At 70.9% G+C, this 14,312-nt stretch carries 15 protein-coding genes and 1 pseudogene; 5 read left to right on the forward strand and 11 right to left on the reverse strand.

The annotated features are described in order from the left end of the window. A pseudogene (locus tag ABD086_RS19840) lies at positions 1–354 on the forward strand (hypothetical protein); the annotation flags it as partial. A 13-nt stretch (positions 355–367) separates the two neighbouring features. Here the strand turns inward: ABD086_RS19840 and ABD086_RS19845 are convergent. After that, positions 368–1,381 carry an alpha/beta hydrolase gene (locus ABD086_RS19845; protein WP_343909527.1) on the reverse strand — a complete coding sequence of 338 codons (1,014 nt, stop codon included), beginning with the start codon at positions 1,379–1,381 and terminating at the stop codon, positions 368–370. Between the two features lie 50 nt (positions 1,382–1,431). On the opposite strand from ABD086_RS19845, the gene ABD086_RS19850 reads away from it, so the two are divergent. From ABD086_RS19850 to ABD086_RS19860, 3 genes are all read left to right on the forward strand, one after another. Further along, positions 1,432–3,576: an RNA degradosome polyphosphate kinase gene (locus ABD086_RS19850; RefSeq protein ID WP_343909422.1), complete on the forward strand. Its 2,145-nt coding sequence runs from the start codon at positions 1,432–1,434 to the stop codon at positions 3,574–3,576. A 74-nt stretch (positions 3,577–3,650) separates the two neighbouring features. Next, positions 3,651–4,268, forward strand: a complete 618-nt coding sequence (locus ABD086_RS19855; RefSeq protein ID WP_343909424.1) for a DUF47 domain-containing protein — start codon at positions 3,651–3,653, stop codon at positions 4,266–4,268. A 4-nt stretch (positions 4,269–4,272) separates the two neighbouring features. Further along, on the forward strand, positions 4,273–5,292 hold the full coding sequence (locus ABD086_RS19860; protein ID WP_343909426.1) for an inorganic phosphate transporter: 1,020 nt from the start codon (positions 4,273–4,275) through the stop codon (positions 5,290–5,292). 85 nt (positions 5,293–5,377) lie between these two features. On the opposite strand, the gene ABD086_RS19865 is transcribed toward ABD086_RS19860, so the two are convergent. The 6 genes from ABD086_RS19865 to ABD086_RS19890 form a co-directional block, all read right to left on the reverse strand. Further along, a complete protein-coding gene (locus ABD086_RS19865; protein ID WP_343909428.1) occupies positions 5,378–6,292 on the reverse strand; it encodes a hypothetical protein in 915 nt (304 codons plus the stop codon). A gap of 260 nt (positions 6,293–6,552) precedes the next feature. Next, a complete protein-coding gene (gene pstB, locus ABD086_RS19870; protein WP_343909430.1) occupies positions 6,553–7,332 on the reverse strand; it encodes a phosphate ABC transporter ATP-binding protein PstB in 780 nt (259 codons plus the stop codon). A 21-nt stretch (positions 7,333–7,353) separates the two neighbouring features. Next, positions 7,354–8,451, reverse strand: a complete 1,098-nt coding sequence (pstA, locus tag ABD086_RS19875) for a phosphate ABC transporter permease PstA (RefSeq protein WP_343909432.1) — start codon at positions 8,449–8,451, stop codon at positions 7,354–7,356. Then, positions 8,448–9,389, reverse strand: a complete 942-nt coding sequence (gene pstC / locus ABD086_RS19880; RefSeq protein ID WP_343909434.1) for a phosphate ABC transporter permease subunit PstC — start codon at positions 9,387–9,389, stop codon at positions 8,448–8,450. The genes pstA and pstC overlap by 4 nt, the downstream gene beginning before the upstream one ends. A gap of 10 nt (positions 9,390–9,399) precedes the next feature. Continuing rightward, entirely contained in the window at positions 9,400–10,512 is a 1,113-nt protein-coding gene (gene pstS, locus ABD086_RS19885; RefSeq protein ID WP_343909436.1) for a phosphate ABC transporter substrate-binding protein PstS, read from the reverse strand. 168 nt (positions 10,513–10,680) lie between these two features. Further along, complete coding sequence (locus ABD086_RS19890) at positions 10,681–11,544, reverse strand: NUDIX hydrolase (RefSeq protein ID WP_343909438.1); 864 nt, start codon at positions 11,542–11,544, stop codon at positions 10,681–10,683. A gap of 17 nt (positions 11,545–11,561) precedes the next feature. Between ABD086_RS19890 and ABD086_RS19895 the strand changes: the two genes are divergently transcribed. Beyond that, positions 11,562–12,632: a hypothetical protein gene (locus tag ABD086_RS19895; protein WP_343909440.1), complete on the forward strand. Its 1,071-nt coding sequence runs from the start codon at positions 11,562–11,564 to the stop codon at positions 12,630–12,632. A gap of 205 nt (positions 12,633–12,837) precedes the next feature. Here ABD086_RS19895 and ABD086_RS19900 read toward each other — a convergent pair whose 3' ends face one another. From ABD086_RS19900 to ABD086_RS19915, 4 genes are all read right to left on the reverse strand, one after another. Then, positions 12,838–13,131, reverse strand: coding sequence for a metal-sensitive transcriptional regulator (locus tag ABD086_RS19900; protein ID WP_343909442.1), 294 nt, complete (start codon positions 13,129–13,131; stop codon positions 12,838–12,840). Positions 13,132–13,171: 40 nt separating this feature from the next. Continuing rightward, the gene (locus ABD086_RS19905) at positions 13,172–13,336 is read right to left on the reverse strand and encodes a hypothetical protein (RefSeq protein ID WP_343909444.1); all 165 of its coding nucleotides are present in this window, start codon (positions 13,334–13,336) and stop codon (positions 13,172–13,174) included. A 231-nt stretch (positions 13,337–13,567) separates the two neighbouring features. Then, positions 13,568–13,771: a cold-shock protein gene (locus ABD086_RS19910; RefSeq protein ID WP_028650227.1), complete on the reverse strand. Its 204-nt coding sequence runs from the start codon at positions 13,769–13,771 to the stop codon at positions 13,568–13,570. A 284-nt stretch (positions 13,772–14,055) separates the two neighbouring features. Beyond that, positions 14,056–14,271, reverse strand: a complete 216-nt coding sequence (locus ABD086_RS19915; protein ID WP_343909450.1) for a hypothetical protein — start codon at positions 14,269–14,271, stop codon at positions 14,056–14,058. Positions 14,272–14,312: the final 41 nt, after the last annotated feature.

Raw genomic sequence — 14,312 nt, forward strand, 5'->3', positions numbered from 1 at the left:
CTCTACCTCTTCCTGCAGGTGCAGGACGTCACCGCGCAGCGGGCGGCCGAGGAGCAGCTGCGCGACGCCCTGGCGCGGCTGGACGCCGCCGTCCAGGCGCGCGAGGCGGCCGAGCGCTCGGCCGCCGAGCAGGCCCGGCTGCGCGAGGAGGCCGAGGAGGCCGCCGCCCAGCGAGCCGCGGACCGCAGCGCCGTCGAGGCCGCCGTACGCCGCCAGGCCGAGATCGCCGAGGACGCCATGCGCGAGCGCGCGGAGGCCGAGGAGAAGGCGCGCGACCTCGCGGTCGAGCTGGAGCGGACCCGGGCCGAGCTGCTGGAGCTGCAGACCCAGAAGAAGGGTTTCTTCCGGCGCTGATCGGTCCGGACCGCTAGGCCAGGGCAGCCTTCAGATTCGCGGCGATGGTGGCGGTCGCGGCCCGCGCCGAGCGACCGACACCGACGACGTTGAAGAACCCGTGGATCTGGTCGGGGAACCGGCGCAGCTCGACCTGCACGCCCGCGTCGGAGAGCTTGCGCGCGTAGGCCTCGCCCTCGTCGCGCAGCGGGTCGAAGCCGGCGGTCACGACGTACGCCGGCGCGAGGCCGCGGGGCAGGTCGGCGTACAGCGGCGAGACCCGCGGGTCCTTCGGGTCGGTGTCGGCGACGTAGGTGGCGTTCGCGAGGTCCATGAACGCCCGCGTGAGGTAGAAGCCGTCGGCGTACGCCGCGGCGCTGTCGGTCTGCCGGATCGCGTCGGTGGCCGGGTAGACGAGCAGCTGGAACGCCAGCGGGAGGCCCTCGCGGGCCGCCTCGATCGCGACGCCGGCCGCGAGGTTGCCGCCGGCGGAGTCGCCGCCCACCGCGAGCCGCTCGGCGTCCGCGCCGACCTCGGCGGCGTGGTCGAGCAGCCAGCGGTACGCCGCCAGCGCGTCGTCGTACGCCGCCGGGAACGGGTGCTCCGGGGCGAGCCGGTAGTCGACCGCGAGCACCCGGACACCGGACCGCTGGGCCACGAAGCGGCACGCGGCGTCGTGCGAGCCGAGGTCGCCGTACATGAAGCCGCCGCCGTGGAAGAACAGCAGCAGCGGGCCGCTGGGCGCGGCGTGCGTCGGCGTGTAGAGGCGGGCCGGCAGCCCCGCGACGGCGAGGTCGCGGACCGCGCCGACCGGCTGGCGGCCGGCGGCCAGGCGGGTGTGCCGCAGGATCGCCTCGCGGCCCTGCGGGATCGGCAGCGTCTCCGCGCCGCGCTCGCGGGTGAGCCGCTGGAGGCGGAGCATCAGCTGGGTGTCGGTGGCCAGGGTCTGCCCGTCGTGCACCACCCGCCGGCCGGCCAGGAGCCGCTGCAGCCGCTCGGGGAGCGCGAGGACCACACGCAGGACGGCCGACTCCAGGCGCTCGAGCATGCTCACGATCCGCAACCTACCGTTCACCGGACGGTGCCAGACTGTCTGGCATGTCCCTCGAGAGCCTGCAGCCCACCGCCCACGGCGAGGGCGTGCCCGAGGAGACGTTCGACGTCGAGCCGCCGTACGTGCCCGACCACGAGGCGCTCGCGGCGGTCGAGAAGTTCGAGGACCGGTTCCTGGACCGCGAGCTGTCCTGGCTGCGGTTCAACCAGCGGGTGCTCGAGCTCGCCGAGGACCCGCAGCTCCCACTGCTGGAGCGGACCCGGTTCCTGGCGATCTTCACCAGCAACCTCGACGAGTTCTTCATGGTCCGCGTGGCCGGCCTGAAGCGCCGGATCGCGGCCGGCGTCGCCGTACCGGCCGCCTCCGGGCTGATGCCGACCGAGGTGCTCGACCTGATCCTCACCACCACCCGCGAGCTGTCCGAGCGGCAGGCCCGGGTGTTCCGCGACGACATCGTGCCGGCGCTGTCGGACGCCGGCATCGAGCTGGTGCGCTGGGACGACCTGGACCGCGAGGAGCAGAAGCTCTGCAAGCGGCTGTTCCGCGACCGGGTGTTCCCGGTGCTGACGCCGCTGGCCGTCGACCCCGCGCACCCGTTCCCCTACATCTCCGGGCTGTCGCTGAACCTGGCCGTGCTGCTGCGCAACCCCAAGACCGGCAAGGAGCACTTCGCGCGGGTGAAGGTGCCGCCGATCTTCGAGCGGTTCGTGCCGGTCGGCAACCAGCGCTTCGTGCCGCTCGAGGACGTGATCGGCGAGCACCTCAAGCGGCTCTTCCCCGGCATGGAGGTGCTCGAGGTCCACACCTTCCGGGTCACCCGCAACGAGGACCTCGAGGTCGAGGAGGACGACGCCGAGAACCTGCTCGCCGCGCTCGAGAAGGAGCTGCTGCGGCGCCGGTTCGGCCCGCCGGTGCGGCTCGAGGTCGAGGAGTCGATCGCGCCGCAGGTGCTCGACCTGCTGGTCACCGAGCTCGGCGTCTCCGACCAGGAGGTGTTCAAGCTCCGTGGCCCGCTGGACCTGCGCGGGCTGCACGACATCGCCGACCTGCCGCGGCACGAGCTGAAGTACCCGGCGTTCCTGCCGACCACCCACCCGCGGCTGGCCGAGGTGGAGTCGGCGGCACCCGTCGACGTGTTCAAGGCGGCCCGCCGCCACGACGTACTGCTGCACCACCCGTACGACTCGTTCGCCACGTCCGTGCAGCGCTTCATCGAGCAGGCCGCGGCCGACCCGCACGTGCTCGCGATCAAGCAGACGCTGTACCGGACCTCCGGCGACTCCCCCATCATCGACGCGCTCATCGACGCCGCCGAGGCCGGCAAGCAGGTGCTGGTGATCGTCGAGATCAAGGCCCGCTTCGACGAGCAGGCCAACATCCGCTGGGCGCGCAAGCTCGAGCAGGCCGGCTGCCACGTCGTCTACGGCCTGGTCGGACTCAAGACGCACTGCAAGGTCGCGATGGTGGTGCGCGACGAGCCCGACGGCATCCGCCGCTACCTCCACATCGGCACCGGCAACTACAACCCGAAGACCTCCCGGACGTACGAGGACCTCGGGCTGATCACCACCAACGAGCGGATCGGCGAGGACGCCGCGCACCTGTTCAACAACCTGTCCGGCTGGTCGCGCAACGCGACGTACGACCAGCTCCTCGTCGCCCCGGACTCGATCCGCGACGGGCTCGTCGAGCGGATCCACCGCGAGATCGCCCACCACCAGGCCGGCCGGCCGGCGCGGGTGCGGATCAAGGCGAACTCGGTGGTCGACGAGGCGGTCATCGACGCGCTCTACCTCGCGTCGCAGGCCGGCGTCCCGGTCGAGCTGCTGGTGCGCGGCATCTGCGCGCTGCGGCCCGGCGTACCCGGGCTGTCGGAGTCCGTGACGGTCCGGTCGGTGCTGGGCCGGTTCCTCGAGCACAGCCGGGTGTTCTGGTTCGAGAACGGCGGCGAGCCCGAGGCCTGGATCGGGTCGGCCGACATGATGCACCGCAACCTGGACCGGCGGGTCGAGGTGCTGGTGCGGCTGCCGGGCGAGGACGAGGTCCGGTCGGTCGGCGACCTGCTCGACCTGGCCTTCGATCCCGACACCAACGCGTGGCTGCTGGACAGCGACGGCGTGTGGACGCGCAACGACGGCCACGTGCACCTGCAGGAGGCCCTGATCGACCGGCAGCGGCGGCGTCGCTGACCCTCGCTTGCGCGTTTCGGGACTGCACCCCCTAGGCTGTTCCGCGTTTGCTCCCTCCTCCTCAGGAGTTATCCGTGGGTTTGCGATTCCGGCCCGTCGACACGTCCTTCTACGACCTCTTCACCCGGGCAGCGCAGCACCTCGTCACGGGGGCCGCGCTGCTGGCGGAGATGCTCAGCGAGACCGCCGACCACGAGGACGTGGCGCGACGCATGCGTGAGGCCGAGCACTCGGCCGACGAGACCACCCACGAGCTGATCCGGAAGGTCAACTCGACCTTCGTGACGCCGTTCGACCGCGAGGACATCTACGCGCTGGGCTCCGGCCTGGACGACGTGATGGACATGATGGACGAGGTCGTCGACCTGATCCTGCTCTACGAGGTCAAGGAGCTGCCCGCCGAGCTCTCGACCCAGGTCGAGGTGCTGCAGCGCTGCGCGGAGCTCACCGCGGCGGCGATGCCGAACCTGCAGTCGATGCAGTCGCTCGAGGAGTACTGGATCGAGGTGAACCGCCTCGAGAACGCCGGCGACAAGAACCACCGGCGTACCCTCGCCAAGCTGTTCAGCGGCGAGTACAAGACCATCGAGGTGCTCAAGCTCAAGGACATCGTCGAGTCTCTCGAGGAGGCGATCGACGCGTTCGAGAAGGTCGCCAACATCGTGGAGCAGATCGCGGTCAAGGAGTCCTGACCGGATGGACATCGCGATCGTCATCGCGGTAGTCGTCGTCGCCCTCTGCTTCGACTACACCAACGGGTTCCACGACGCGGCCAACGCCATCGCCACGTCGGTCTCCACCCGGGCGCTCACCCCGCGGATCGCGCTGATCCTGGCCGCGGTGATGAACTTCGTCGGCGCGCTCCTCGGCCAGGAGGTCGCGCACACGGTGAGCGAGGTGATCACACCGCCCGCGGGCAACCACGGGCTGGTCGTCGTACTCGCCGGCCTGCTCGGCGCGATCGTCTGGAACCTGATCACCTGGTACTTCGGGCTGCCGTCGTCGTCCTCGCACGCGCTGATCGGCGGCCTGGTCGGCGCCGCACTGGCCGCCAGCGGGACCGACATCGTGCACTGGCACAAGATCCTCGACAAGGTGATCATCCCGATGGTCGTCTCGCCGCTCTTCGGCTTCGCCGCGGCGTTCCTCGTGATGCTCGCGATCCTGTGGATCTTCCGACGGCGAAACCCGCACCGGGTCTTCCGCGGCTTCCGCGGCGCCCAGACCGTCTCGGCCGCGGCGCTCGCGCTCGGCCACGGTTTGCAGGACGCCCAGAAGACGATGGGCGTGATCTTCCTGGCGCTCACCACCGCCGGCTACTACCTGGACTCGAACGGCGAGCCGCAGGCCGACCTCCCGCTGTGGGTCGTGGTCGCCGCCGCCGGCGCGATCTCGCTCGGCACCTACTCCGGCGGGTGGCGGATCATGCGCACCCTCGGCCGCCGGATCATCCACCTCGACCCGGCCCGGGGCTTCGCGGCCGAGTCGGTCGGCGCGGGTGTCCTCTACACGACCGCGTTCGTCTTCCACGCCCCGATCTCGACCACCCACACCATCACCTCCGCGATCATGGGCGCCGGCGCCACCAAGCGCTTCTCCGCCGTCCGCTGGGGTGTCGCCCGCTCGATCGTCGCCGCCTGGGTCCTCACCTTCCCCATGGCCGGTCTCGTCGCCGCCGGGTGCTACGTGGTGTTGCACGCGGTGATCGGTCAGTAGGGCCGTTCCGGGGGGATAGTCCCTGACGGAAATGCTCTCGCTGGGCGGGTGCGGCGACATTTCCGTCAGGGACTACCCCTCCAGGTCAGGCAGCCCGATGAGCGAGCAGGCGGGCGCGCAGGGTCGAGTCGAGTGCGCGCCGCGCCGCGACGGTCGTGGTGTCGATCCACCACGGTGGCTGCTCGACGGTCCAGTGGCGGCCCGCTGACGACCTTCCCGCCGCCCGGTCGTACGCCGCCCGCAGCCGCCGGACGAACGCCGTCGGATCGACGACGTCACCGGGCAGCATGATCGCCCCCTCCAAGCCGTGGCGGAGGAAGCGCTCGTCGCGGTCCAGGTCGATCGCCCGGCGCGCTCCGGTGAGATGGAGGGCACTGTCGTACTGTCCGTAGACCCCGGCCACTGGATCGAGCAGATCCGGGGTGCCGATGTGGCGCCCGCCGAGGTCGAAGACCGGGCAGTTGTAGCGGACCTGCGGCAGCTCGGCGTCGAGCATCCACACGTGGCTCATGGCGACCTCGCGCGGGGACCACGCGTTCTCGCAAGCGAGCGCAAGAGCCTCTCGAGCCTGGGGGATGCCGGTCCAGCCGTTGAGCGTCGCGGCGTACGCCGCGACCTCGTCGATCGAGACGAGGTCGTCGTAACACGCCATCGACAGGCTGATCGCGCCGTCCCGTGCGTTGCGCGCGTACCGCATCTCGAACAGGACCGACCGCACGGGTGTGGTGATCCGAAGTCCGTCGACCACGATCAGATCGCCCGGAGCAAGACGCTCCTCCGACGTCTCGAAGTACTTCTGCTGGCGGGTCCAGCGGTTGCCGCCGACGGCGAGGGTGACGGGCCTGGTCGGCCCACCACCCCACGGCGTGCCGTCGAACCAGCGAGGACTCAGCCAGCCCAGTCCTGCCCACCCGGTGACGCCGCCGTAGTCCTCCTGCAACGCCGCGGCGGCCTCGACCACCCGTTGGTCGACCACGGCGCCGTCCACCCAGGACGGCACCCGGAAGCCGTGACTCGACGTGCGCCACCGCGGACCGCGCGCTGCCCCGGGTGTCGGACCCCGCTGCCCGCTGGCATCGAGGCGCACCGGGATCACGACCGGTCGCGTCACCCCCGAGAGATCCATGCAACGACCCTGCCCGTTTGCGGGCGTGGGCGGGATCGTCATCCACAGGCCCTCAACCGGGGTAGTCCCTGACCGGAATGTCGTCCACGGACCAGAGCGCGGACATTTTCGTCAGGGACTATCCCCCCAAGACGTCACCCGAAGCGGCCCGAGATGTAGGCCTCGGTGGACTCCTCGTCGGGGTTGGTGAACATCTTGTCGGTGGGGTTGAACTCCACGAGGTGGCCGGGCTGGCCGGCGGCCTTGAGGTTGAAGAAGCCGGTGTCGTCGGAGACGCGGGCGGCCTGCTGCATGTTGTGGGTGACGATGACGATCGTGTACTCGGACTTGAGCTCGTGGATCAGGTCCTCGATCGCGGAGGTCGAGATCGGGTCCAGGGCCGAGCAGGGTTCGTCCATGAGCAGCACCTCGGGCGACACGGCGATCGCGCGGGCGATGCAGAGGCGCTGCTGCTGGCCGCCGGACAGGCCCATGCCGGGCTTGCCGAGGCGGTCCTTGACCTCGGTCCACAGGTTCGCGCTGCGCAGGGACCGCTCGACGATGTCGTCGGCCTCGGCCTTCGCGAGCTTCTTCGCGTTCAGCCGCATGCCGGCCAGGACGTTCTCGTAGATCGACATGGTCGGGAACGGGTTCGGCCGCTGGAAGACCATGCCGATCTGACGACGTACGGCGACCGGGTCGACGCTCGGTTCGTACAGCGACTGCCCCGAGACCATCACCTTGCCCTCGACCCGGGCCCCGGGAATCACCTCGTGCATGCGGTTCAGCGCCCGCAGGAAGGTCGACTTGCCGCAGCCGGACGGGCCGATGAACGCGGTGACCGCCTTGGCGCGGATGGTCATGTTGACGCCCTCGACGGCCTTGAAGTCGCCGTAGTAGATGTCGAGGTCGGAGACATCGATGCTCTTGGCCATGGTGTTCTCTCTTCGGTGCGCTCAGCGGCGCCGGTCGGTCTGGGGGGCGTACATCTTCTGGAGCACGCGCGCGACGAGGTTGAGGACCATCACGATCCCGATCAGCACCAGCGCGGCGCCCCAGGCCCGCGCGTAGCCCGGCGGGGGACCGTCGGTGCCGAACGCCGGCACGCCCGGCGAGCTGTACTGGCTGAAGATGTAGACGGGCAGGGTCATCATCCGGCCGTTGAACAGGTTCATGTTCACCGAGTCGGTCGCGCCGGCCACGATCAGCAGCGGCGCGGTCTCGCCGATCACCCGCGAGATCGCGAGCACGATGCCGGTCACGATGCCGCCGAACGCCGTGGGCATCACGACCTTCACGATCGTGCGCCACTTCGGCACGCCCAGGGCGTACGACGCCTCGCGCAGGTCGCTCGGCACCAGCCGGAGCATCTCCTCCGCCGACCGCACCACGGTCGGGATCATCAGCAGGGCCAGGGCGATCGAGCCGCCGAAGCCGATGCGGATCGCCGGCCCGAAGATCAGCACCAGCAGGGCCAGCGCGAACAGGCCCGCCACGATCGAGGGGATGCCGGTCATCACGTCGACGAGGAACGTCGTGACCCGCGCGAGCCGGCTGCCCTTGCCGTACTCGACGAGGTAGATCGCGGTGAACAGGCCGATCGGCACCGAGATGATCGTCGCGGCGAGCGTGACGAGCAGGGTGCCCATCAGGGCGTGGTAGATGCCGCCGCCGTCCCCGACGATGCCGCGCATCGAGTAGGTGAGGAACTCGACGTCGATCGCGCCGAGCCCGTTCTCCAGCACCAGCCAGATCAGCCACACCAGCGGCACGAGGACGGCGACGAACGCGCCCCACACCAGGCAGGTCGCCAGCCGGTCGACGGCCGCGCGGCCGCCCTCGACCACGCGCGACCAGGTCGGCATGCCGACCACGAACAGCAGTCCCGCGACCACGGCCCCGCCGGCCAGGCTCCAGCCGAGCACCATCGTCAGCAGGCCGGCCACGGCCAGCGCCATCGCGCCGACGAGCAGCTCGGCCCAGCGGGGCAGCTGCGGCTGGACCAGGCCGGCGCTGACGGCCTCGAAGTCCTGGTCGATCGGCGTGGTGGTCATCGGGTCACCTTCCGCTCGCTGCGCGCCACGATCAGCCGGGCGGCGAAGTTGACGGCGAAGGTCACGAGGAACAGGACCAGGCCGGTGGCGATCAGCAGGGCCTGCCGGTCCGGGGTCGCCTCCTTGTAGTTGGCGGCGATGTTGGACGCGATCGTGGCCGGGTTGCTGTTCGAGATCAGGTTCAGGGTGACGACCGGCGTGGCCGACAGCACCATCGCCACCGCCATCGTCTCGCCGAGGGCGCGGCCGAGGCCGAGCATCACGCCCGAGACGACGCCGGAGCGCGCGTACGGGAAGACCGCCAGCCGGATCGTCTCCCAGCGGGTGGCGCCCAGCGCCATCGCCGCCTCCTCGTGCAGGCGGGGCGTCTGGGCGAACACCTCGCGGGAGATCGCGGTGGTGATCGGGATGACCATGATCGCCAGCACGATGCCGGCGGTCAGCATGGTCCGGCCGGTCACCGACGGCGGCCCGGCGAAGAACGGGAGGAAGCCCAGGTGGTCGTACAGCCAGTCGATCACCGGCGTGATCGAGCCGGCCAGCGCCAGGCCGCCCCACAGGCCGTAGACGACCGAGGGGATCGCGGCGAGCAGGTCGATGACGTACGCGATCGGCGCGGCGATCCGCGGCGGCGCGTAGTGCGAGATGAACAGCGCGACGCCGATCGAGAACGGGACGGCGATGACCAGCGCGACGACCGCGGCGAGGACGGTGCCCCAGACGAGCGGCCCGACGTACGACCAGAAGTCGTGGGCCGGGCGGTAGATGTCCGCGGGGGCGGTCAGGCCGGGCAGGCCCTCGATGACGAGGAACACGGCGACGCCCGCGAGCGCCGCCATGATCAGCATGGCGGCGACGCGGGCGGTGCCCGAGAAGAGCCGGTCGCCCAGGCGGACGACCGGCTTCCCGGGCGCTTCAGTCGGGGCGGTGAGGGTCACGTAGCACCGATCACTTGGCCGAGATCGCGCCGACGACCTCCTGCACCTTCGCCGCGATCGACGCGTCGAGCGGGGCGGAGCCGGCCTGCTGGGCCGCCGCCTGCTGACCGGCGTCGGACACGACGTAGGAGAGGAACCCGTTGACCAGGTCGGCCTCGTTGGCGTCGTCGTAGTGCTGGCAGGCGATCGCGTACGACGCCAGCAGCAGCGGGTAGGCGCCCGACTCGGTCGTGGTGCGGTCGATGTCGTAGGCCAGCATCGTGTCGGTCGCCGTCGGGGCCGGCTGGGAGACCGCGAGCGCCTTGGCGGCGCCCTCGGCGGACGGCGCGGTGAACTCCGAGCCCACCTGGAGCGACGCGATGCCCAGGCCCTGCGCCTGGCTCTCGTCGGCGTACCCGATGGTGCCCTCGCCGCCCTTGACGGCCGCGACCACGCCCGAGGTGCCCTCGGCCGCCTCGCCGCCCTTGATCGGCCACACGCCGTCGGGGTCGTGGCTCCACGCGCCGCCGCCGGCCTTGTTCAGGTAGTCGGTGAAGTTCTGCGTGGTGCCGGAGTCGTCGGAGCGGTGCACCGGGGAGATCGCGGTGCTGGGCAGGTCGACGCCGTCGTTGAGCGCGGCGATCGCCGGGTCGTTCCACTTCGTGATCTTGCCGTCGAAGATCATCGCGACGGTCTTCGCGTCGAGCTTGAGCTCGTCGACACCCGGGAGGTTGTAGATGACCGCGATCGGGCTGACGTAGACCGGGACCTCGACGGGGTCCTCGCCGCCGCAGCGCTTCTTGGCCGCCGACAGCTCGCCCTCGTCGTCGGTGAGGTAGGAGTCGGAGCCCGCGAACGCGTAGGCGCCGGAGTTGAAGCTCTCCCGGCCGCCACCGGACCCGACCGGGTCGTAGGTGATGGTGACGTCGGGGTTCTCGCCCTGGAAACCGGCCCGCCAGGCCTGCTGGGCGGAGTCCTGCGCGCTCGAGCCGCCGCCGGCGAGCTCACCGCTGAGGCTGCCGCTGGTGCTGCCGCCGTTGTCGCCGCCGGCGCTGGTCTCGTTGCTGGCGCCGCACCCGGTCAGGGCGAGCGTGAGGACGGCGATGCCGGGCACGACGGCCCGGCGGATGGAGGTGCGGATCACTTCGACACTCCTGGGTTTCGTCTGTTCTGTCGCCAGCGAAGTTAGGGAGCGGAGGTGGACGGATCCGCGGTCGACGGTGAACGAGCGGTGAACTCGAACCGCCCACTCGGCGACGTCGAGCCGGTCACGAGACGGACATCACGTGAACGAGGCCCGGAGGCCTTGACGTCAGTGCACCTGGTGGAGTTCCGTCGCCACGACTGCGCCCTTGCGCAGGTGCACCACCAGCATCGCGCCGGGCGCCAGCTTCGGGTCGGGGATGCCCAGCGCGTCGAAGATCGTCGGGAGCACCGGGCGGTGGGTGCACACCACCGCCCCCTCGTCGGCGGCGACCAGCTCGTCGATGATCGCCAGGACGCCGGTGGCGGTCGCGTCCTCCTCGCTCAGCCCGTCCTCGAGCTCGAGCTTCCAGCCGGTGACGTCGGAGTAGGGCCCGACGGTCTCCACGCAGCGGGTACTGCTCGAGCTGACGATCCGGGTCACGCCGTACGCCGCGAGCAGCGGGATCACCCGCTGCGCCTGCTGCCGCCCGGCCTGGAGCAGCGGGCGGAGCCGGTCGTCCTGGCGCCGCCAGGCGCGGCGCGAGCGGGCGTCCCCGTGGCGCAGCACCACCAGGGCGTGGGTCTTGCGCCGCAAGGGGTACGCCGCCCGCAGCGTGTCGGCGTCGTGCTCGTGGGTGAGCCGCTCGAGGGCCTCGGCGTACGGCACCCACTCGACCCGGTCGATCTCGGCGTTCGGCCGGTAGCCGCTGACGTCCTCGGACCCGACGACCCGGCCGACCCAGTAGGACACCGCCTTCATCCGCCCGCCCGCCACCGGGTAGCGCTGGCCGGGCAGCGGCGGGCCCAGCCGCACGTGGAGCCCGGTCTCCTCCGCGACCTCCCGGACGGCGGCGGCCACCACGTGCTCGCCGCGGTCGAGCTTGCCCTTGGGGAACGACCAGTCGTCGTACCGGGGCCGGTGGACGAGCAGCACCCGCTTGCCAGAGCGGAAGACGACCGCGCCTGCGGCGAGCACGTCCTTCGCGGGCATGCCGCTAGTCTCACACGGTGCGCAGACGCCTGACGATCGCCATCGCGGTCGGCCTCGCCGTCGTGCTCGTGGCGGTGGCCGCGGTGGTCGCGATCGGCTGGTGGCGGGACCGCGGCCGGACCGACCTGGAGCGCGCGACGGCGTACGCGCCCGCCGACGCGGAGCGGCTGTCGTACACCGACTGGGCCGGCGTGCGGGCCGCGCTCGAAGTGCACCTCGACGGCTCCTCGCCGGCGGGCGACGTGCAGTCGTTCCTCGACGACGGCTTCGACCGCGACCTGACCTCGACGTCGGCGCTCGTGCAGTCGGCGCGGGTGCTCCAGGCGCACTTCGGGTTCTCCCCCGCGACCGCGCAGTGGGAGCTGTTCAGCCAGTCCGACCAGGGCGCGGTCGTGATCCTGCGGATGCCGGACGGCACCGACTTCGGCGCCATCGCCGACGACCTCGCCCAGGCGGGCTTCACCCGGCCGGCGACGGGCGAGACGGACGGTGAGGTCTGGCTGGGCGGCGGCGCGCTGCTGCCCACGATCGGCGCGGACCTGACGCCGGAGCTGCAGTACGTCGCGCTCGACGCCGCCGAGCACCTGGTGCTGACCAGCGACACCGAGGGCTACCTCGGCCGGACGGTGGCCTCCCTCGGCGACGGCGACCTGCCGTCGGGCATGCGAGACGCGATCGCGGCATCCGGCGAGCCGCTGTCGGCGTCGGTGTACGACGGGCCGTACACCTGCTCGGCGCTGGCGATGAGCCACGCCGACGAGTCCGACCAGCAGGAGGCGAAGCAGCTGGTCGACCAGGCCGGCGAGGTGAACCCGGTCGACGGCTTCGCGATGTCGGTGCAGCCCGGCGGCGACGTCCGGGTGGCGATGGCGTTCGAGAACGGCGACCAGGCCCGCACGAACGCCGACACCCGGGCGAAGCTGGCGAGCGGGCCGGCCCCGGGCCAGGGCGGCGACTTCTCCGACCGGTTCTCGGTCGCGTCGGCGACCGCTGACGGGAACGTCGTCACGCTCGACCTCGAGCCGACCGAGGGGAGCTACGTGCTCTCGGACCTGTCCAGCGGGCCGGTGCTGTTCGCGACCTGCTGAGCGTCCTCGTGGGTGTGGGCTCGAACCGGGCGGGATCGTTCAATTGCTGGGAAATCCTGCCGCTACCGGCGCGTAACCCAGTCTGAGCGAGCAATTGAACGATCGGTCCAGCCCGCGACCGGGTCTCGACACGCCGGTCGCGACTTCGTTCCTCAGTCGCGCGGCTCGCTCGACCACCATCAGCGGATCCGCTGACGCGTCTCCGCTAGCTCTTCACGAGCCGCGAGATCGCCTCGACCGCCTCGGAGACCTTGGCCTCGCCCTCGGCCTCGCTCGCGCGGGCGGCGTCGAGCACGCAGTGGCTCATGTGCTCCTCGAGCAGGCCGAGGGAGACGGCCTGGAGGGCCTTGGTCATCGCCGACACCTGGGTGAGGATGTCGATGCAGTACTTCTCGTCCTCGACCATCCGCTGGAGGCCGCGCGCCTGCCCCTCGATGCGGCGCAGCCGCTTGAGGTAGTCGTCCTTGCGGTGGATGTAGCCGTGCTCGTGCTCCGCCATACCTGGGAGCATACCCGGTGGGGGTATTTGCCGGGCGGGCTCAGCCCTCCTGACGCGGCTCCGGGACGACCCCGAGGATCTGGTCGATCTGGTCCTCCGACAGGTGGTCGTCCGACTCGCTCGCCGCGATGATCAGGTTCGTGGTGAGCTCCACCTCGCCCAGGAGGTCGGAGTCCTCGAGGGTCACGTCGAACTGATCGTGCACCTCACCACTCCTCCTATGCATACGTCCGGACCTCCTCGATAACGGAAACGTTGCCCGAGGGTCACGGGTGCCAAACGCCCAGGCCGCGAAATTGGCCCGTCCGGGCCATGAGGCATCCCCCACATGGGCGACCGTGACCAGGAGCCGTGCCCGGGTACGGAGAAGGGGCCCCACCCCGACGGGTGAGACCCCTTCCCGAAGACCGGTCCGAAGGCCGTGTCTTGCCCGCTGTCAGAGCGGGCGGACGTTCTCCGCCTGCGGGCCCTTCGGGCCCTGGGTGACGTCGAACTCGACCTTCTGGTTCTCGTCGAGGGACTTGTAGCCCTGCGACTGGATCGCCGAGTAGTGCACGAAGACGTCGTCGCCGCCGTCCTCCTGCGCAATGAAGCCGAAGCCCTTCTCCGCGTTGAACCACTTAACAGTGCCCTGAGCCATGTGCTCGATACTCCTTAGTCGGGGCGAGAACCGCCACTTCGGCGGTCCGCATCAGATGCGGTGAAACGTCGCTCCGACTTGCGTGAGTGGCAGGCCCACGAAAGAAGAAACGCCGTTGGATCACAAACTCCGCGGGCGTCATACCTGTGGAACTTGCACCTTCTGCGAGGCCTACGTTACCAATCCACGCCCTGCTGCCAACCATCCCGACCCGGAAATCTCATCCGGGGCGGTGCAGGTTCGGCTTCTCCGGCGTGCCGAGCCGGCGTGATGCCCGGCGCTCGTCATCGCTCTTCGTCGTCGGGTCGGACCGAGATCAGCGGCAGTCCGAGGTCGCGCAGGCGGGCGAGCAGGCCGTGCAGGGCGGCCTGGTCGGCCACCTGCCCGCGCAGCACGGTGATGCCACCGGGCTCGGCCTCGACGGTCATGCCGTCGAACCACGACGCCCAGCGCTCGTCGAGGCGGCCGTCGAGTCGGATCTCGTACCAGCGGGTGTCCATGGTCGGGACGCTAGGAGCCGGGCGGGCGACCCGTCGTCACA

Origin of the sequence: Nocardioides aquiterrae (assembly GCF_039526625.1) — a bacterium.
GTDB classification, from domain to species: Bacteria; Actinomycetota; Actinomycetes; order Propionibacteriales; family Nocardioidaceae; genus Nocardioides; species Nocardioides aquiterrae.